The sequence below is a fragment of the Plantactinospora sonchi genome (assembly GCF_036422035.1).
Taxonomy (GTDB): Bacteria; Actinomycetota; Actinomycetes; order Mycobacteriales; family Micromonosporaceae; genus Plantactinospora; species Plantactinospora sonchi.
This window is the reverse complement of sequence record NZ_JAZGQK010000017.1, coordinates 43,785-62,338: the sequence shown is the minus strand read 5'-3', so window position 1 is coordinate 62,338 and position 18,554 is coordinate 43,785. Positions and strand designations below refer to the sequence as shown.

The 18,554-nt window shown below is 71.9% G+C and carries 13 protein-coding genes; 5 read left to right on the top strand and 8 right to left on the bottom strand.

Annotated features, from left to right (window positions below; genetic code table 11):
• Positions 1-263 precede the first annotated feature (263 nt).
• Both V1633_RS20410 and V1633_RS20405 read left to right on the top strand, forming a co-directional pair.
• Positions 264-740, top strand: coding sequence for a PRC-barrel domain-containing protein (locus tag V1633_RS20410; RefSeq protein WP_331215970.1), 477 nt, complete (start codon positions 264-266; stop codon positions 738-740).
• A gap of 85 nt (positions 741-825) precedes the next feature.
• The gene (locus tag V1633_RS20405) at positions 826-1,566 is read left to right on the top strand and encodes a tyrosine-protein phosphatase (protein WP_331215969.1); all 741 of its coding nucleotides are present in this window, start codon (positions 826-828) and stop codon (positions 1,564-1,566) included.
• Between the two features lie 307 nt (positions 1,567-1,873).
• Here V1633_RS20405 and V1633_RS20400 read toward each other — a convergent pair whose 3' ends face one another.
• Positions 1,874-2,971, bottom strand: coding sequence for a branched-chain amino acid aminotransferase (locus V1633_RS20400; RefSeq protein ID WP_331215968.1), 1,098 nt, complete (start codon positions 2,969-2,971; stop codon positions 1,874-1,876).
• Positions 2,972-3,298: 327 nt separating this feature from the next.
• Positions 3,299-4,330 carry a 3-isopropylmalate dehydrogenase gene (locus tag V1633_RS20395; RefSeq protein WP_331216205.1) on the bottom strand — a complete coding sequence of 344 codons (1,032 nt, stop codon included), beginning with the start codon at positions 4,328-4,330 and terminating at the stop codon, positions 3,299-3,301.
• A gap of 229 nt (positions 4,331-4,559) precedes the next feature.
• Between V1633_RS20395 and V1633_RS20390 the strand changes: the two genes are divergently transcribed.
• Together V1633_RS20390 and V1633_RS20385 are read left to right on the top strand one after the other, a co-directional pair.
• A complete protein-coding gene (locus V1633_RS20390; RefSeq protein ID WP_331215967.1) occupies positions 4,560-5,423 on the top strand; it encodes an FAD:protein FMN transferase in 864 nt (287 codons plus the stop codon).
• Between the two features lie 523 nt (positions 5,424-5,946).
• Positions 5,947-6,300 carry a hypothetical protein gene (locus tag V1633_RS20385; protein WP_331215966.1) on the top strand — a complete coding sequence of 118 codons (354 nt, stop codon included), beginning with the start codon at positions 5,947-5,949 and terminating at the stop codon, positions 6,298-6,300.
• A gap of 153 nt (positions 6,301-6,453) precedes the next feature.
• On the opposite strand, the gene serA is transcribed toward V1633_RS20385, so the two are convergent.
• From serA to V1633_RS20355, 6 genes are all read right to left on the bottom strand, one after another.
• On the bottom strand, positions 6,454-8,055 hold the full coding sequence (gene serA, locus V1633_RS20380; RefSeq protein ID WP_331215965.1) for a phosphoglycerate dehydrogenase: 1,602 nt from the start codon (positions 8,053-8,055) through the stop codon (positions 6,454-6,456).
• 278 nt (positions 8,056-8,333) lie between these two features.
• A complete protein-coding gene (gene mpgS, locus V1633_RS20375) occupies positions 8,334-9,578 on the bottom strand; it encodes a mannosyl-3-phosphoglycerate synthase (RefSeq protein ID WP_331215964.1) in 1,245 nt (414 codons plus the stop codon).
• Positions 9,579-10,082: 504 nt separating this feature from the next.
• Complete coding sequence (ilvC, locus tag V1633_RS20370) at positions 10,083-11,096, bottom strand: ketol-acid reductoisomerase (protein ID WP_331215963.1); 1,014 nt, start codon at positions 11,094-11,096, stop codon at positions 10,083-10,085.
• An 81-nt stretch (positions 11,097-11,177) separates the two neighbouring features.
• Positions 11,178-11,693, bottom strand: a complete 516-nt coding sequence (gene ilvN / locus V1633_RS20365; protein WP_331215962.1) for an acetolactate synthase small subunit — start codon at positions 11,691-11,693, stop codon at positions 11,178-11,180.
• Positions 11,694-11,706: 13 nt separating this feature from the next.
• Positions 11,707-13,647 (bottom strand): acetolactate synthase large subunit, encoded by a 1,941-nt coding sequence (locus tag V1633_RS20360; RefSeq protein ID WP_331215961.1) that lies wholly within the window; start codon positions 13,645-13,647, stop codon positions 11,707-11,709.
• Between the two features lie 271 nt (positions 13,648-13,918).
• Positions 13,919-16,462: a putative bifunctional diguanylate cyclase/phosphodiesterase gene (locus tag V1633_RS20355; protein ID WP_331215960.1), complete on the bottom strand. Its 2,544-nt coding sequence runs from the start codon at positions 16,460-16,462 to the stop codon at positions 13,919-13,921.
• A gap of 202 nt (positions 16,463-16,664) precedes the next feature.
• On the opposite strand from V1633_RS20355, the gene ilvD reads away from it, so the two are divergent.
• Positions 16,665-18,512 (top strand): dihydroxy-acid dehydratase, encoded by a 1,848-nt coding sequence (gene ilvD / locus V1633_RS20350; protein ID WP_331215959.1) that lies wholly within the window; start codon positions 16,665-16,667, stop codon positions 18,510-18,512.
• Positions 18,513-18,554: the final 42 nt, after the last annotated feature.

The following is an 18,554-nucleotide window of genomic DNA, read 5'->3' as shown; positions in this document are numbered from 1 at the left end:
CAAACAAAATGACCCCCCGCGGATGCGGGAGGTCTGCGCGCTCGGCGGAGGAGGATGCCGGCGCGCTAGCTGCCAATAATGAGTGCGGAGCAGGTCACGCAACGTACTCTGCCACCTCGTCGAGTATCTGGGAGGAAAAATCCACATCGCGGGACCGGTGCGTGGTCACCGGATCGGGTGGTGTGTCGATCACGGCCGTTGGGTACGACCTTCCAGGACAGGGAGAACAACCTCGAACAGTCGAGAAGAGGAGTGACAGCCAAATGGACAGGCTCGATCCTCAGACGACCCCTCAGCAGTACACGCCCGATCCTCTGCTGCACGGCGGGGGCGGGGCGGTCGCGGGTGGCGCACCGTCGGGCGAGTTCAACCCGTGGCGTTACCGGGACGACGCCGGGGTGACCGGCGCCGACCTGGTCGGCTACAAGGTCGAGGCGACCGACGGCAGCATTGGCAAGATCGACAGTGCCAGCCACGAGGTGGAGGCCAGCTACCTTGTCGTCGACACCGGGCCGTGGATCTTCGGTAAGAAGGTCATGCTGCCGGCCGGCGTGGTGAACCACGTCGACCACGACGACCGGAAGGTGTACGTCGACCGGAGCAAGGACCAGATCAAGGCCGCTCCGGAATTCGACGACACGTTCCACGAGGACCCCGCGTACCGGGACAAGGTCGGCAACTACTACGGCGGCACGTACGGTGCGACCGGCTGGACGATCCCGCCAGGCCGCGCGCTCTGACCCGCAGTGCGTTGCAAGGAAGGGGCCCTTCTTATCGCTTTCTGCATAGGAAGGGCCCCTTCCTAACTGCGTTACTGTGATCATCGTGGACCTGGCACCGGTGACCCCCACCACGAGCTTCAGCACACTCTTCAACTTCCGGGACGTCGGTGGCGTACCCGGAGACGACGGCCGGACGGTCCGGCGGGGCCGGCTGTACCGCTCCGACTCCCCGCACCGGCTGGACGACGCCGATCGCGAGGCGTTCCGTACCCTCGGCGTCCGTACCGTCATCGACCTGCGGCGCCCCTCCGAGGTGCACCGCGACGGCCGCGTGCCGGACCATCCGGGCCTGGTCTACCAGCACATCCACCCCGAGCACGCGCTCTGGGAGGAGGCGGCGTACGTCGAGGAACTCGGCCTGGCCCGCTATCTGGCCGACCGCTACCGCGACCTGGCCGAGACCGGAGCCGCCGGACTGGTCGCCGCGATCGAGGTGATCGCCGACGCCGAGGCCGCCCCGGTGCTGGTGCACTGCGTGGCCGGCAAGGACCGTACCGGCGTGGTCTGCGCCCTGACCCTCTCCTTGCTCGGCGTGGCCGACGAGCGGATCGCCACGGACTACGCGCTGAGCGCCGAGGCATCGGCCCGGTTCAGCGCGTGGATCGCCACCACCCTGCCCGAGGGGACCCCGGTGCCGGCGCCGTTCCTCGCCTGCCCGGCCGAGGCCATCCAGATCTTCCTCGCCGAGCTACGCGAACGACATGGCTCGGTTCGCCGGTATCTGACCGGCGCCGGCCTCGATCCGGCCCGGATCGAGGCGCTCCGGGCCCACCTGCTCGCCTGAGCAGGCCAGGCCAGGCCAGGCCAGGCCGGCAAACCCAGGCCAGGCCGGCGAACCCAGGCCAGGCCAGGCCGGGCCGGCGAACCCGGACCAGGCCGGCGAACCTCCCAGACCAGGCCAGGCCGGAGAGCCCCGAGCAGGCCAGGCCGGGAACCCGCGCAGGCCGAGCCGAGCAGGCCGAGCCGGGAAGGTGGCCGACGACCGGGCGGAGCGTCATCGTCCCGCGCGGCTGTCGGGTCGGCCCGACCACCGGCCGACCCGCCGGCTGCCCCTGTCGGGTGCGGACGGCGGGCCACGCCGGAACGGCCGGTCAGTCGATGTGGTGGATCCAGCCGTTGACGTCCTCGGTCCGGCCACGCTGAATGTCCAGCAGCGTCTGGCGCAGGCTCATGGTGACCTCGCCCGGGTTGCCGTCGGCCATGGTGAACTCGCCGTCCGGGGACCGCACCTGGCCGATGGGGGTGATCACGGCGGCGGTGCCGCAGGCGAAGACCTCCCGGAGCCGACCGCTGGCCGCGTCGGCCCGCCACTCGTCGAACTCCACCGGCCGCTCGACCACAGTCCGCCCCTGCTGCCCGGCCAGGGTGATCAGGGCCTCCCGGGTGATGCCGGGCAGGATGGTGCCACCCAGCGGCGGCGTGACCAGCGTGCCGTCGTCGTAGACGAAGAAGATGTTCATCCCGCCCAGCTCGTCGACGTACCGCCGCTCGACGGCATCGAGGAAGACGACCTGTTCGCAGCCGTGTTCGGCCCCCTCGGCCTGGGCGGCCAGCGACGCCGCGTAGTTGCCGCCGCACTTCGCCGCGCCGGTGCCCCCCGGCGCCGCCCGGGTGTACGTCGGCGACACCCAGACCGCCACCGGCTTCACCCCGCCGGAGAAGTACGACCCGACCGGCGAGGCGATCACCGCGTAGAGGTACTCGCGGGCCGGGCGGACCCCGAGGAAGACCTCGTTGGCGAACATGAACGGGCGCAGGTAGAGGCTGCCCTCGTCAGAGGTCGGCAGCCAGGCCCGGTCGATCTCGATCAGGTGTCGCAGCGAGTCGAGGAAGGCCTGCTCCGGCAGTGTCGGCATGGCCATCCGGCGGGCTGACTCGGCGAACCGGGCGGCGTTGGCGTCCGGCCGGAACATCGTCACCCCGCCGTCGGCGGCGTGGTACGCCTTCAACCCCTCGAAGATTTCCTGGGCGTAGTGCAGCACCGCGCTCGCCGGGTCCATCGGGATCGGCGCCCGTGCCTCGACCCGCGCGTCGTACCAGCCCTTTCCGTCGGCGTACCGGATCGTGACCATGTGGTCGGTGAAGACCCGACCGAATCCCGGGTTGGCCATGAGCGCCTCGCGCTCGGCGGCGGCTACCGGCTGAGGATTCGGACGGATCTCGAAGTCGAGCATGTCACCACCGCTCATCGCGTTGACCTCCAAGGAAGGGAACCGGGCACCCGGATCCGGGCACGCCGGAGTGGAATTGTGCCTGAAACTTACCCCGAACGGTCGTTCACCTCGACCCTCCGGTCGCCCGGCGAACCCGCACCAGCCGCACCTTCGCCCAGATCCGCCGCGCGACGGCGGACCGGCGGGCCGGGTGGCCCGCGTGTCGGGGACCGCCGGGCAGGACGGCGGAAAAGGCTGGTCCGGTCCGCCCGCCGGTCGGCGTGCGGGTCAGCCGGGGGACGGGTACGCCCACGGACCGGGCCCGGACGGGTACGCCGGCTCAGCCCGAACCCGGTTGACGGGTCAGGACGCCGCGTGCGCGGCGAGCCGGTCTCCGATGTCGGCGGTACGCCGCGGCGTGCCCGGGGTACGGGACGCCAGTTCGGCGGCGACCGCCTCGGTTACTCGACGGGCCTCCTCGGGGTGGCCGAGGTGGTCGAGGAGCAGCGCGGCGGAGAGCACCGCCGCGGCCGGGTCGGCCACGCCCTGACCGGCGATGTCCGGGGCGGAGCCGTGCACCGGCTCGAACATCGAGGGGCGGGTCCGCTCCGGGTTGATGCTGCCGCTGGCGGCCAGGCCGATCCCGCCGGTGACGGCGGCGGCGATGTCGGTGAGGATGTCGCCGAACAGGTTGTCGGTGACCACCACGTCGTACCGCTGGGGCTGGGTGACCAGGAACATCGCGGCGGCGTCGACGTGCTGGTACTCGGTCTCGATGTCGGGGTGCTCGGCGGCGACCGCCGCGAACGTCCGGGACCAGAGCGAGCCGGCGTGGGAGAGCACGTTGGTCTTGTGCACCAAGGTGACCTTGCGGCGCTCCCGGCGGGCGGCGCGGGCGAACGCGTCCCGGATCACCCGCTCGACGCCGTGCCGGGTGTTCAGGCTCTCCTCGGTGGCGACCTCGGCGGGGGTGTCCCGGTGCAGGGTGCCGCCGGCGCCGGCGTAGAGCCCCTCGGTGCCCTCCCGGACCACCACCAGGTCGATCTCACCCGGCTTCACGTTGGCCAGGGGACCGGTGGTGCCCGGCCAGAGTCGGGCGGGGCGGAGGTTGACGTACTGGTCGAAGTCGAAGCGGAGCTTGAGCAGCAGGCCGCGCTCCAGGACGCCCGGCGGCACCGTGGGGTCGCCGACCGCGCCGAGCAGGATGGCGTCGTGGTCGGCCAGTTCGGCGAGTACGGAGTCGGGCAGCACCTCGCCGGTCCGGTGGTAGCGCGCCGCGCCGAGGTCGTACTCGGTGGCCTCGACGCCGGGCAGCACCGCGTCGATCACCTTGCGGGCCTGCGCGACCACCTCCGGCCCGATGCCGTCACCAGCCACCACCGCGATCCGGGCCACCGCCACTGTCCAGCTCCTTCGCTGCCTCGTACGTGTCTAAGGAACGTTAAGGTACCGTCCCGGCTCCCGGTACGACGCTCCCACTATCTAGGAACCATCGCGCACAGGAGCTTCTCAGGAAGCATTCATGGAGCAACCATCTTCGCTGCCTATGGTGATCCTCAGGGGGCCGCAGGGGGGCGCCCGAGCTGTGGATCCAGGGGGGAAGATGCGGTTCCAGGGGGCGAACATGCGGGTCCCGGGAGGCGGTGGACGGAGCCGCGACCAGCGCCGCCGACGCGGCCTCGCGGCCCCGCTCGGCGGCCGAGGCCGGCCAGACCTACGACTCGGTGTCGGCCGGCGCAACGAACGTCCGGGCACGACGCTGACCGACCGGGTGGTGGCTCGACACACCGTGCAGACCTCGATCGGCGAGTACACGATGATCCTGAACGGCGCCGGTGTGATCGGCCGCCGGGAGATCGGCGACGCGCTCCGGGACGCGGTCGCGGAGTTGCGGGCGATCGACCTCACCTACAGTCCGGCCCGGCCCGCCAGCCTGGTCGCCCGGCTCCGCCGGGGTGAGATCTCCGCCGAGGCGTACCCGCCGCTGGCCGACATCGTGGCGCGTTGCGCGGCGATGCGGGCCGCGACCGACGGCTGGTTCGACGCATGGGCGGTGCCCGGCGGCTTCGATCCGGGCGGCCTGCTCTGCGGCTGGGCGGTCGAACGGGCGGCGGCCCGGTTGCGGGCCGGCGGCGTCGGAAACTACGCCGTGGTCAGCGGAGCCGACCTCACGGTACGCGGATACGCGCCGCACGGTGGGCCGTGGCGGATCGCGGTGCACCATCCGACCGACGGCGCCCGCCCACCGGTGATGCTGGAAATGACCTCGGGTGCGGTCGGCACCTCCGGGGTCGCCGGCCGACGTGACCACGTGGTGGACCCGCACACCGGCGAGCCGGCGAACCGGTTGGTCGCGGCGACCGTGACCGGCCCTGACCTGACCGTCGCGGACGGGTACGCCACCGCGCTCTACGCCGCCGGTCGGGCCGGACTCGACTGGTTCCCCACCCGCGACGGCTACCGGGCGCTCTTCGCCGCTCCCCGCTGACCGGACACCAGCACAGCCGGTTCACCGTTGTACACAGTGGCCGGCCAAGGTTCGGTGGCCGGCCGGGGCACGGCCGGCAGGCGCGACCCGACGGCCGGCGGCGAGTCGGTGGCCGGCCCGGCGGTGGCCGGCGGCGAGTCGGTGGCCGGCAGGCGGGACAGGTATAGCCGGCCCGGACGTGGCCGGCAGGCGGAGTGTGCCGGCCGGCGGTGGCGGTGACCAGGTAGGACGGCCGGGGCGCCGATCCTCGGCCGGGGCGCCGACGCGATCGGCCCCCGCGGTCTCGGCAACGATCGCGGGGGCCGATCAGCGACGAGTGCGCGTGGCTCGCGCACACGGGGGTGCTGGCTACCCGGCCGGCGCGACGCCTCATCACCCGAAGACGAGTCCACGCCCAGGAACTCGCCGGGTATCCGCGTCAATACGCTATCCACCGGACGCGAGTCCCCGCAAGAGCCGCCGTCCCGCGTGTCGGCCGGGTATGCGGCAACGACCCGACACCGGGATGGCACGCTGTACCACCGTGACTTTTGATCTGAGCGTTTGGGCCCTCGGGCACGGCGTGTCGGCGGCGGACGTCCGGGCGGCCCACAACCGGTGCCGGCAGGGCGTCCATGTCGCGGGCGCCCCGGAGCCAAGGATCTTGTCGTTCTACCGCGCGGTGACCGCCGGCTATCCGGACCGGCCGGGCACCCGGACGCCGTGGGCGGTGACGCCGCTGCACGTCGCCGCGGACCATGTGGAGATGAACCTCGACGAGTCCTGCCCGGACCAGGTCCTGCTCGACATCGAGCGGCTGGCCGGTGAGCACGGCCTGCTGCTGCTCGACCCGCAGGACGGTTCCGTCTACCCGCCGCCGACCCCGGTCACCGGTTGAGGGGGGGGGGGGGGGGGGGCCCGGGCGGGGGGGGGGGGGCGCCCCCCCCCCGGTGCCGGAGCCCCCCCCCCCCCCCCGTGCACGGGTGGGGGTCGGACGCCGACGGCCGCGGTGCGGCCGTCGGCGTCCGACGATCTCCGGGATTTCCGCCCGTCAGACCTCTTCGCGCAGGTCGGCGGCGCTCGCCGCGACCGCGCCGATCGAACCGGCGGCCGAGCCGAGCAGGTCCGCGCCGACCGCCGAGTCCACGGTGATCGTCATCAGCGCCTCGCCACCGGCCTCCCGACGGGCCACCTGCATCGCGGCGATGTTGACACCCGCCTCACCGAGGATCGAGCCGACGGTGCCGACCACGCCCGGGCGGTCGGCGTAGCGGAAGAAGAGCAGGATGCCCTCGGCACCCAGCTCCAGGTCGAAACCGTCCACCTCGGTCAGCTTGATGGCGTCGCGGTTGCCGCTGTGCACCACGGTGCCGGAGACCCGGACCGTCCGGCCGTCCGGCAGCGCGCCGTGCACCGTCACCAGGTTGCTGTGCTCGGTGGTCTCCGGGTGGGTGGTCAGTTCCACCGTGACGCCACGGTCGGCGGCCAGCAGCGGGGCGTTGACGTACGTCACCTGCTCCTCGACCACCGAGGTGAAGAGCCCCTTGGTCGCGGCGAGCTTGAGCACCGAGACGTCGTTGGCGATGATCTCGCCGCGTACCTCGACGGTCACGCTCGCGGCGATCCCGCCGGCCACCGCGGTGAACACCTTGCCCAGCTTCTCGGCCAGCGGCAGCAGCGGCCGGACGTCCTCGGCGACAACCCCGCCGGCCTGCACGTTCACCGCGTCCGGGACGAACTCGCCCTGCAGCGCGAGCTTCACGCTCTTCGCCACCGCGAGGCCGGCCTTGTCCTGCGCCTCGGCGGTGGAGGCGCCCAGGTGCGGGGTCGCCACCACGTTGTCGAAGGCGAACAGCGGCGAGGCGGTGCACGGCTCCTTGGCGTAGACGTCGATACCCGCGCCGGCGACCCGGCCCTCGGCGATCGCGTCCGCGAGCGCCTGCTCGTCGACCAGGCCGCCGCGCGCGGCGTTGACGATCCGCACCTCGGGCTTGACCAGCGTCAGCTCCTTCTCGCCGATCAGCCCGACGGTCTCCGGGGTCTTCGGCAGGTGGATCGAGATGAAGTCGCTCTCGCGAAGCAGTTCCTCCAGCCCGACCAGCCGGACGCCGAGCTGCGCCGCGCGGGCCGGCTGCACGTAGGGGTCGTACGCGATCAGCCGGGTGCCGAACGCGGCCATCCGCTGTGCGAAGAGCACGCCGATCCGGCCGAGGCCGACCACGCCGACGGTCTTGCCCTGGATCTCCACCCCGGTGTACTTGGACCGCTTCCACTCCCCCGCCTTGAGCGCGGCGCTGGCGCTGGCGGTGTTCCGGGCGACCGCGAGCACCAGCGCGACGGCCTGCTCGGCGGCGGAGACGATGTTGGAGGTCGGCGCGTTGACCACCATCACCCCGCGGGCGGTGGCCGCCGCGACCTCGACGTTGTCCAGCCCCACCCCGGCCCGGGCGACCACCTTGAGTCGGGGCGCGGCGGCGATCGCCTCGGCGTCGATCTGGGTGGCGCTGCGCACGATGACCGCGTCGGCCTCGGCGAGCGCGGAGAGCAGGGCCGGTCGGTCGGTGCCGTCGACGTGACGTACGTCGAAGTCGTGCGCGAGCACGTCCAGGGCGGCGGGAGCGAGCTCTTCAGCGATCAGTACGACAGGAGTCATTGGTCCTCGTATTTGTCGTCCGGGCGAGGTGAACGTGCAGACCGGCGGGGTGGGCGCCGCACTGCGTCCCGAACTCCGCCAAAACGGGTCGTCCCTACGGTACGGACGCACCTACCGCCCGATGGTAGGCGTCCTGCTGCGCACCGTGCTCCGTGGACCCGCGTGAGTGCCCTCACAGCCCGGTGACGTCGATCGGCCGGCCCGGCACCCCGTCGTCGACCCTCGGGCGGCGGGACCGGCCGTGGCGCCCGGCGGGCGGCGCTGCCCGCCGAGGCGACTCAGGCCGAGGGGACGACCTCCGGTTCCGGCAGCGCCGGGCGTGGCAGCGGCCGGGCCCCGAGCGGCGCGACACCGAGCTGGCGGAACGTCTCGGCCTCGGTCTCCAGCACGTCGCGCAGCAGGTCGAAGGCGAGCGAGCCGACCGGCGGGTAGATCCGCTCCCGGGGCGGTTCCTCGCCGGGCGCGAGCACGTTCTGCGAGATCATGAAATCGAGGATCGCCTGCCGGACCGGCGGCAACGACACCGGCGAGTGGTAGAGCACGTTGAGCGCCTGCATCCGCATGCCCTGGACGTGGTCCTCGCCCTTGTTGTCGTGGAAGTGGGGATTGCGGGTCTCGATCTGCAGCACCGGCACCGAACTCGCCATCACCTCCGGATGGGCGATGTCGAGTACCCCGCCGAACTGTTCGAACAGCTCCACGAACTCGAACGGTTCGACCGCGAATCCGCCGGCCAGCCGCATCCGCAGTCCCAGGTCGAGACTGAGCGCGTGCTCGCCGGCGTTGCCGGTCGCGATCACCTCGGTGCCGAAGCCGGAGTACTCGGCCACCAGCCGGTTGAGGAACTCGTTGGTGATCTCGGAGCTGCGGCCGCGCCGGCTGAAGAAGAGCCGCCCGTCGCGCAGCTTCGGTTTGGAGTGCCAGGAGATCCGGACCATCGCGTACGGGTTGGCGGCGAGGTGCAGGCCGGCGGCGTACACCTTGACGTACTCGTGCACGGCACCCGGCACGTAGTTGTCCGCGTCGATGTATCCCAGGTAGGCGCGACCGGTCAGCGCGGCGACCGCCATGCCGATCAGCATCGCCTCGCCCTTGCCGGTCCGGACCAGCCCGTCGTCGTCGATCAGGTCCGGCATGCCGGCCGCCTTGAACGCCGCGGCGACCCCCGGGTCGCGCTGGTGCACGATGATCGCCGGACGCTCGGTCGCCCGACAGTACTGCTCCAGGGTCTGCGCCTCGATCTCGTAGCGGTCGACGGGATGTCGGGCGCTGTTCGAGACGAGCACGATCAGGCAGTCGTGCGGTATCCCCGAGAGCACGCCTTCGATTACTCTGCGTGTCTCGTTCATACAGGGAATGACGATCACCATTTGCCGCTCGATCGCGCGCAGCGCCTCCTGGGAGACGATGCCGTCACCGGCTGTCCCCCTGGCATCTCCCGAGTCCAACTGTATGACGCGCTGAAGTTCGTGGATGCGAACGGCGCCGAAACGCTCGGTACGGTGCGATTGCTCCAGTCGCATGCGGCGACAGTACCCGAGCGGACGCATTTACGGCCCGTAACCGCCGGCCATTTCCTGCGCCGACATCCGTGACGATGATCGGACTTCTGATGGCAATGATCCGGTAACGCGATTGCCAATGCCCCGGTAACAAGATCCCGACCACGCCACCGCGCGGCCCCGCCAGCGCCCCGGGCTCCTCGCGGCCGAAGCGGCAACGCCGACGGGGGCTTTCTCGGCTCACCCAACCCGACCGGCAACACCGACGGCGGCTTTCTCGGCCGGCGCGGCAACACAGACGGCGGCGCTACCCGCTCTTCCGGCCGGGGAGGCAACGCCGACGGCGGCGCTCCCGGCGGGGTGACCGCCGGTGGAACGCCGCCGTCGAATGGCTGGCAACGGCGGGATGACCGCCGTGGAGGGTCGCCGTCGGATGGCTGAGGCCGGCGGGGTGACCGCCGGGAGAGCCGCCGTCGGCCCGGCGCGGACGAGCGGGGTGACCGCCGCGCGACGCCGTCGGTGGACTCAGGCCGTCTCGGTGATCGGCCGGTCGACCCAGCTCATCATGCCGCGCAGCTTCTTGCCGGTCTCCTCGATCGGGTGCGCCGCACCCTCGGCCCGCCACTTGGTGAAGTTGGGCCGGCCGGCGTCGTCCTCCGCGATCCACTCACGGGCGAACTCGCCCGACTGGACCTCTGCGAGGATCTTCCGCATCTCGTCCTTGACCCGGGCGTCGACGACCCGCGGGCCACGCGAGTAGTCGCCGTACTCGGCGGTGTCGGAGACGCTGTAGCGCATCCGGGCGATGCCGCCCTCGTACATCAGGTCGACGATGAGCTTCAGCTCGTGCAGGCACTCGAAGTAGGCGATCTCCGGGGCGTAGCCGGCCTCGGTGAGCACCTCGAAACCGGTCTGCACCAGTGCGGCGGCGCCGCCGCAGAGCACCGCCTGCTCACCGAAGAGGTCGGTCTCGGTCTCCTCCTTGAAGGTGGTCCGGATCGCCCCGGCGCGGGTACCACCGATCGCCTTGGTGTACGCCAGCGCCAGGGGGAACGCCGTACCGGTGGCGTCCTGCTCGACGGCGACCAGACAGGGCACGCCCTTGCCGTCGACGTACTGGCGACGGACCAGGTGACCGGGGCCCTTCGGCGCGACCATCGCCACGTCCACGTCGGCCGGGGGCGTGATGAAGCCGTACCGGATGTTGAGGCCGTGGCCGAAGAAGAGCGCCTTGCCGGCGGTCAGGTTCGGCGCGATCGCCTCGGCGTAGAGCGAGCGCTGCGCGGTGTCCGGCGCCAGCACCATGATCACGTCGGCCTCGGCCGACGCCTCGGCCGGGGTGGCCACCCGCAGCCCCTGCTCCTGGGCCTTGGCCCGGCTCTTTGATCCCTCAGGCAGGCCGATCACCACGTCGACGCCCGAGTCGCGCAGCGACAGCGCGTGGGCGTGGCCCTGGCTGCCGTAGCCGAGCACCGCGACCTTCTTGCTCTGGATGAGCGCCAGGTCGGCGTCGTCGTCGTAGAACACCTCAGCGGTCATGACTTTCCTTTCGTGCGGCGGCCGACCCGGCCGCCGTTGTTGATGTCGGTGCGGAGCTGGTTGTTGTCAGTGGAGGGCCGGTCAGGCGGCCCGCAGCGCCGCGCCGGTGGTGATCGACCGGGAACCCCGCCCGATGGCCACCAGACCCGACTGCACCATTTCCTTGATTCCGAACGGTTCGAGATCACGCAGCAGCGCGTCCAGCTTGTCAGCGGTGCCGGTCGCCTCGATGGTGAGGGTGTCCGGTGCGACGTCGACCACGCGGGCCCGGAACAGGTTCACCGTCTCCAGCACCTGCGCCCGTTGTACCCGGTCCGCCCGGACCTTGACCAGCAGCAACTCCCGGGCGACCGAGACGTCCGGGTCAAGTTCCACGATCTTGAGTACGTTCACCAGCTTGTTGAGCTGCTTGGTGACCTGCTCCAGCGGCGAGGTCTCGGCGTTGACCACGATGGTGATCCGGGAGACCTCCGGGTTCTCGGTCTCCCCGACCGCGAGCGAGTCGATGTTGAACCCGCGGCGGGAGAACAGGCCACTCACCCGGGCCAGCACCCCGGGCTTGTTCTCCACCAGCACGGATAGCGTGTGCTTGCTCATCTCTACGCAGCCCTCACAGCTCGTCGTCGTCGAAGGCCGGGCGGACTCCCCGGGCGAACATGATCTCGTCGTTGCTGGTACCGGCGGCGACCATCGGCCACACCATCGCGTCCTTGCCGACCACGAAGTCGATGACCACCGGCGCGTCGTTGATCTCCATGGCGGCCCGGATCGTCCTGTCCACGTCGGCCTTGCTCTCGCAGCGCAGTCCGACGCAGCCGAGCGCCTCGGCGAGCTTGACGAAGTCCGGGATCCGGTGCTTGTGGGTGCCGAGCTCGGTGTTGGAGTACCGCTCGCCGTAGAAGAGGGTCTGCCACTGCCGGACCATGCCCAGGTTGCCGTTGTTGATCAGGGCGACCTTGATCGGGATCCCCTCCAGGGCACAGGTCGCCAGTTCCTGGTTGGTCATCTGGAAGCAGCCGTCGCCGTCGATCGCCCAGACCGTGGTGTCCGGCTTGCCGACCTTGGCGCCCATCGCCGCCGGCACCGCGTACCCCATGGTGCCGAGGCCACCGGAGTTCAGCCAGGTGTACGGCTTCTCGTAGGAGATGAACTGGGACGCCCACATCTGGTGCTGACCGACCCCGGCGGTGTAGACCGCGTCCGGGCCGACGATCGCGCCGAGCCGCTCGATCACGTACTGCGGGGCGAGGGTGCCGTCGGTCGGCTCGTCGTAGCCGAGCGGGTAGCGGTCCCGCAGGTCGTCGAGCTGGGCCCACCAGTCGCTCCGGTCGACAGCTCCGCCGGGCTGGCCGGCGGTGACCGCCCGGACCGCCTCGATCAGCTCGTCGATGACGTGCCGCGCGTCGCCGACGATCGGCACGTCCGCCGCCCGGTTCTTGCCGATCTCGGCCGGGTCGATGTCGGCGTGCACGATCGCCGCCCCCGGGGCGAACGAGTCCAGCCGGCCGGTGACCCGGTCGTCGAACCGGGCGCCGAGCGCCACGATCAGGTCCGCCTTCTGCAGCGCGTAGACCGCCGCCACCGTGCCGTGCATGCCCGGCATGCCCAGGTGCTGCGGGTGCGAGTCCGGGAAGGCACCCCGGGCCATCAGCGTGGTGAGCACCGGGATCCCGGTCAGCTCGGCGAGTGTGCGCAGCCCCTCGGTCGCGCCGGCCTTGAGCACCCCGCCGCCGACGTACAGCACGGGACGCCGGGCGGTGGTCATCAGCCGGGCCGCCTCCCGGATCTGCTTGCCGTGCGGGTGCAGGGTCGGCCGGTAGCCGGGCAGCTCCAGGGTGGGCGGCCAACTGAAGGTCGTCTGCTCCTGCTGCACGTCCTTGGGGATGTCGACCAGCACCGGGCCGGGCCGGCCGGTGGAGGCCAGGTGGAACGCCTCAGCCAGGATCCGCGGGATCTCGTCGGCGCTCTGGACCAGGAAGTTGTGCTTGGTGATCGGCAGGGTGATGCCCTGGATGTCGGCTTCCTGGAAGGCGTCCGAACCGATCGACGGCCGGGCGACCTGACCGGTGATCGCCACGATCGGCACCGAGTCCATGTACGCGTCGGCGATCGGCGTCACCAGGTTCGTGGCGCCCGGTCCGGAGGTGGCGATGCAGACGCCGACCTTGCCGGTCGCCTGCGCGTAGCCGGTCGCGGCGTGCCCGGCCCCCTGCTCGTGCCGGACCAGGATGTGCCGCACCTTCGAGTCGTAGAGCGGGTCGTAGGCGGGCAGGATCGTGCCGCCGGGGATGCCGAAGGCGACCTCGACCCCGAGCGCCTCCAGCGACTTGACCAGCGAAAGCGCCCCGGAGACCGGTACCGGCGCGACCACCTGCGTACCCGTGGCGGCGGCCCGGACCGGCGCCTCGGCGACCGGCCCGGCCTGGTCGACGACGGGCGCCCCGCCGCTGCGGAGTCGGCGCGGGTGCTGCTCGGCGGCGTCGCCCTCGACCACCGCGGGGCGGTGTCGGCGCGCGCTGTTGGCCAGGGTCTCTGGTGTGGGTCTCGTCATGGCTATTCAGGCCTTCGGCTCGGAGCAGTGGAACTTTCGAGGTCTGGAGGTGGGGCGGGCGGTCGCGTTGCGCGGGCGGAGATGCCGCCGGGGCGGGACCGTCGGCCACCCGGGGCGGCAGGACCGGTACGCCGGGCGGGGGACCCGTCCTGCCAACGAAGAACGTGGCCAATAAAAACGGCCCACGTGCTGATGCACGGGGCCTGCGCACTCTCGGGAGGGAGAGTGCGCTCAGATAAGTACTCGGAAGGACCTGGTCGGCGACATGGGGCTAAGCCTGACGGATCTCACGCGCTGAGTCAACTGATCCCGCATTCTGGACAGAAGGCGAATCGGGCTCGGCTGTCCGGTCGGCGGTCGGCCCGGCCGTCGGGCCGGTGTCGTCGCCCGCCGGACGGGACCCGGATCCCTCCCTCCCGGTCACGGGCCGGGGCAGGTCGGCCGGGCCGGCATCCGGCCGCGACACCTCCTCGGCGGCACCGGTCCGCAGCATCTCCTCGGCACCAGCACCAGCGACCGTTCGCAGCATCTCCTCGGGGCCGGCGGCCGGCCGGGGCAGGTCGTCGGCGGGTGGACGCGGCGCCGGGATCAACCGGGCGCCCGGCGAGGTCGCCGCCTCCAGCATCGCCTCCAGGTGCTCGGCGGGCACCCCCCAGCCGAAGAGCTGCCCCTGGCCCAACCCGCAACCGGACTCCACCACGGCGGCCAGTTCGGTCGGGTTGGTCACCCCCTCGGCGATCACCTGCAGGCCCAGCTGGTGACCGAGCCGGACGACCACGTCGACCATCGGCGCGAAGACCCGACCGCGCCGGTTCACCGCCCGGACCGGATCCGGACCGGCGACCAGACTGTGGTCGATCTTGAGGATGTCGATCGGCAGCCGGCGGAGCTGCCCCAGCGACGAGTAGCCGGCGCCGAAGTCGTCCAGCGCGATCCGTACGCCGGTCGACCGGAGCGCCTTCAGCCGGCGGATCAACTCGTCCAGGTCGGTCGCCACGGCATGCTCGGTGATCTCCAGCACCAGCCGCTGCGGTGGCACCCGGTGCGCCCGCAGTGCCTCGGCGACCTGGTTGACGTACTCCGGGGCGTGCAGTTCGCGGGGCGAGACGTTGACGGAGGCCCACACGTCGTGGCCGTCGGCGAGCCAGCGGGAGAGCTGGTGGCAGGCCTGGTGCAACACCCAGGAACCGAGCTTGGCGATCATCCCGCACTCCTCGGCCAGCGGGATGAACTCGTCCGGGCGGACGTTGCCCAACTCGGGATGGTGCCAGCGCAGCAGCGCCTCCGCGCCGACCGGACGCACCGAGGGGATCGCCACCACCGGCTGGAACGCCAGGCGCAGCTCGTCGCGCTCGATCGCGCCCCGCAGCTCGTGCTCCAGGGTGGTACGCCGGCGCAGCAGCCGGTCGTAGGCCACGTCGTACCGCTCGACCCGGTTCTTGCCCCGCTGCTTGGCGTAGCGCAGCGCCAGGTCGGCGTTGCGGAGCAGGGTCTCCACGTCCGCCGCGTCGGCGTTGTCCGCCACCCCGATGCTGACCGACAGGAACACCTCGCCGGTCGGGTGCCCGTACGGCGAGCCGATCACCCCGAGCAGCCGTTCGGCGACCCGCTCCGCCTCGGCTGGGCGGGCCCGCATCAGCACCGCGAACTCGTCCCCGCCCAGCCGGGCCGCCAGGTCACCGGGCCGGAGGTTGGTCCGCAGCCGCCGGCCGACCTCGGCCAGCACGGCGTCGCCGACGTCGTGGCCCCGCATGTCGTTGACGTTCTTGAAGCCGTCCAGATCCATCCCGAGCAGTACGAACGGCGTGTCGGCCCGCTCGTGCCGCTGTTGCAGGGCGCGCAGCAGGCCACGACGGTTGGCCAGTTCGGTCAGCGGGTCGGTGTGCGCCAGTTCGCGGAAGTGCGCCTCCCGTTCGGCGAGCCGACCGGCGTAGCCGCGTACGTCGTTGAGTGCCAGGTACTGCCGGGCCACCAGGCCGAAGCCCTCGACGATGCCGGCCAGCACCGCGAAGATGCTGAACGTGCCGCCGACCACGAGGTGGTAGACGGCGGAGACGGCCATCGCGACCATCGGCAGGAAGGCGTACGCCGTCCCCCGGCGGATCACGTCGCCGTCCGGACCGCCCGACGGGTCCGGCGCCCGGCTGGTGAACGCCACCACCAGCAGGCCGAACGGCAGCAACGCCGCACCGAAGACCGCGAGGCCCGGCTCGGCCCGGCAGACCCCGGCGGCGATGGCCAGGCCGCATCCGGCCACCAGGGTCACGCCCCCGCCGGCCAGGACCAGGCCGTGCCGGGGCGACCGGGACCGCACCGCGACGATGAAGGTGAGCCCGGCCGCCACCGCGGCGGTCGCGGTGGCCAGGACGAGGGCCAGGCAACCCTTCGGGGTGTACCCGCCGAGCAGCCGGGTCGGCTCGGCGAGCAGCACCCAGCCGACGAACCAGAGCGCGGCGGCGATCACCAACCCGTCCAGGACGAGTCGCAGCGCGGCGGCCGCGTCGTGCGCGGCACCCGGCAGCCGCAGCAGTCCGGCGCAGAGCAGCAGTCCGCCGACCGCCATGCCGACCGCGACCAGCGCGGCCAGGTCCGGTCGCGGGCTGGGCTGGTGGACCGGGTGGTCGACCGGGAAGAGCCCGGCCATTCCGACGACCGCGCTGGCGGCCGCCAGCGCGCCGCCGAGTGCGAGCAGCCACTGGCCCACCCGGCGAGGTCCGGTGTGCCGCCGGGCGGTGATCGCGAGCAGCACGGGACCACAGGCGGAGGCGAGGCCTACCGCCACCGGGAGAACCGGCACACCGAGGGCGCTATGCACGGATTCACTCTGCCGGATCGAGGAGGATCCATGGGGGAGGCGCGAGGTGATCCGCGCCGTGGGGCGAAGAGCACCGATTCGGGCGTCAGTGGGACGATCGGGTCGATCAGCACCGGGCTCCCGCCGCCACCGGCGTCCCGCGTGCTGGACCCCGGTGGGGCGGCGGCCGGCGGACCGGCCCCGGTGGTGCCACACTTGTCGAATGCCTGACCTGCGGTCGAAGACCTCCACGCATGGCCGGACGATGGCCGGCGCCCGGGCCCTGTGGCGGGCCACCGGAATGACGGACGACGACTTCGGCAAGCCGATCGTCGCCATCGCGAACAGCTTCACCCAGTTCGTGCCGGGGCACGTACACCTCAAGGATCTCGGTGGCCTGGTCGCCGACGCGGTGGCGGAGGCCGGCGGGGTCGGCCGGGAGTTCAACACCATCGCCGTCGACGACGGCATCGCGATGGGCCACGGCGGCATGCTCTACTCGCTGCCCAGCCGGGAGCTGATCGCCGACGCGGTGGAGTACATGGTCAACGCGCACTGCGCGGACGCCCTGGTCTGCATCTCCAACTGCGACAAGATCACGCCGGGCATGCTGCTCGCCGCGCTCCGGCTGAACATCCCGACCGTCTTCGTCTCCGGCGGTCCGATGGAGGCCGGCAAGACGGTGGCGATCGAGGGCATCGTGCACGACAAGATCGACCTGATCGACGCGATGATCGCCTCGTCGAACGACGCGGTCACCGACGACCAGCTCGGCGCCATCGAACGGTCCGCCTGCCCGACCTGCGGCTCCTGCTCCGGCATGTTCACGGCGAACTCGATGAACTGTCTGACCGAGGCGATCGGCCTGGCCCTGCCGGGCAACGGGTCGGTGCTGGCCACCCACGCCGCGCGCAAGGCACTCTTCGAGCGGGCCGGCAAGGTGGTCGTCGACATCGCCAACCGCTGGTACGCCGACGACGACAGCTCCGTGCTGCCGCGCTCGATCGCCTCACGGGCCGCCTTCGAGAACGCGGTCGCCCTGGACGTGGCGATGGGCGGCTCCACCAACACCGTGCTGCACCTGCTGGCCGCCGCCCGCGAGGCCGAGCTGGACTTCGGTGTCGCCGACATCGACGAGATCTCCCGCCGGGTGCCCTGCCTGGCCAAGGTCGCCCCGAACTCGCCGAAGTACCACATGGAGGACGTGCACCGGGCCGGCGGCATCCCGGCGATCCTCGGCGAACTCGACCGGGCCGGGCTGCTGCGCCGGGACGTGAACTCGGTGCACTCGGCCGACCTGGACAGCTGGCTGGCCGACTGGGACATCCGGGGCGGCCGGGCGAGCCGGGAGGCGATCGAGCTGTTCCACGCCGCCCCGGGCGGGGTCCGCACCACCGAGCCGTTCTCCACCACCAACCGCTGGTCCACCCTGGACACCGATCCGGCGGAGGGCTGCATCCGGGACCGGGAGCACGCGTACACCGCCGACGGCGGGCTGGCCATCCTGCACGGCAACCTCGCCCCGGAGGGTGCCGTGGTCAAGACCGCCGGGGTGCCCGCCGAGTGCCTCACCTTCCGCGGACCGGCCAAGGTCTTCGAGTCGCAGGAGGCGGCGGTCGACGCCATCCTCGGCAAGCGGGTCGTCGCCGGCGACGTGGTGGTGATCCGCTACGAGGGCCCGAAGGGCGGGCCGGGCATGCAGGAGATGCTCTACCCCACCTCGTTCCTCAAGGGCCGGGGCCTCGGCCGGGAGTGCGCGCTGATCACCGACGGCCGGTTCTCCGGTGGCACCTCCGGGCTCTCCATCGGACACGTCTCCCCCGAGGCGGCCGGCGGCGGACTGATCGCCCTGGTCGCCGACGGCGACGAGATCGTCATCGACATCCAGTCCCGCAGCATGGAGCTGAACGTCCCGGCCGACGTGCTGGAGGCGCGCCGGATCGCCCAGGAGAAGCGGGACCGGCCGTACACCCCGGTGGACCGGGTCCGGCCGGTCTCCGCCGCGCTGCGCGCGTACGCCTCGATGGCGACGTCGGCCAGCGACGGCGCGTACCGCCGCGTCCCCGACTGAGGTGTGAGGAAGGGCCCCTTCCTATCGTTTCCGGTTGTAGAA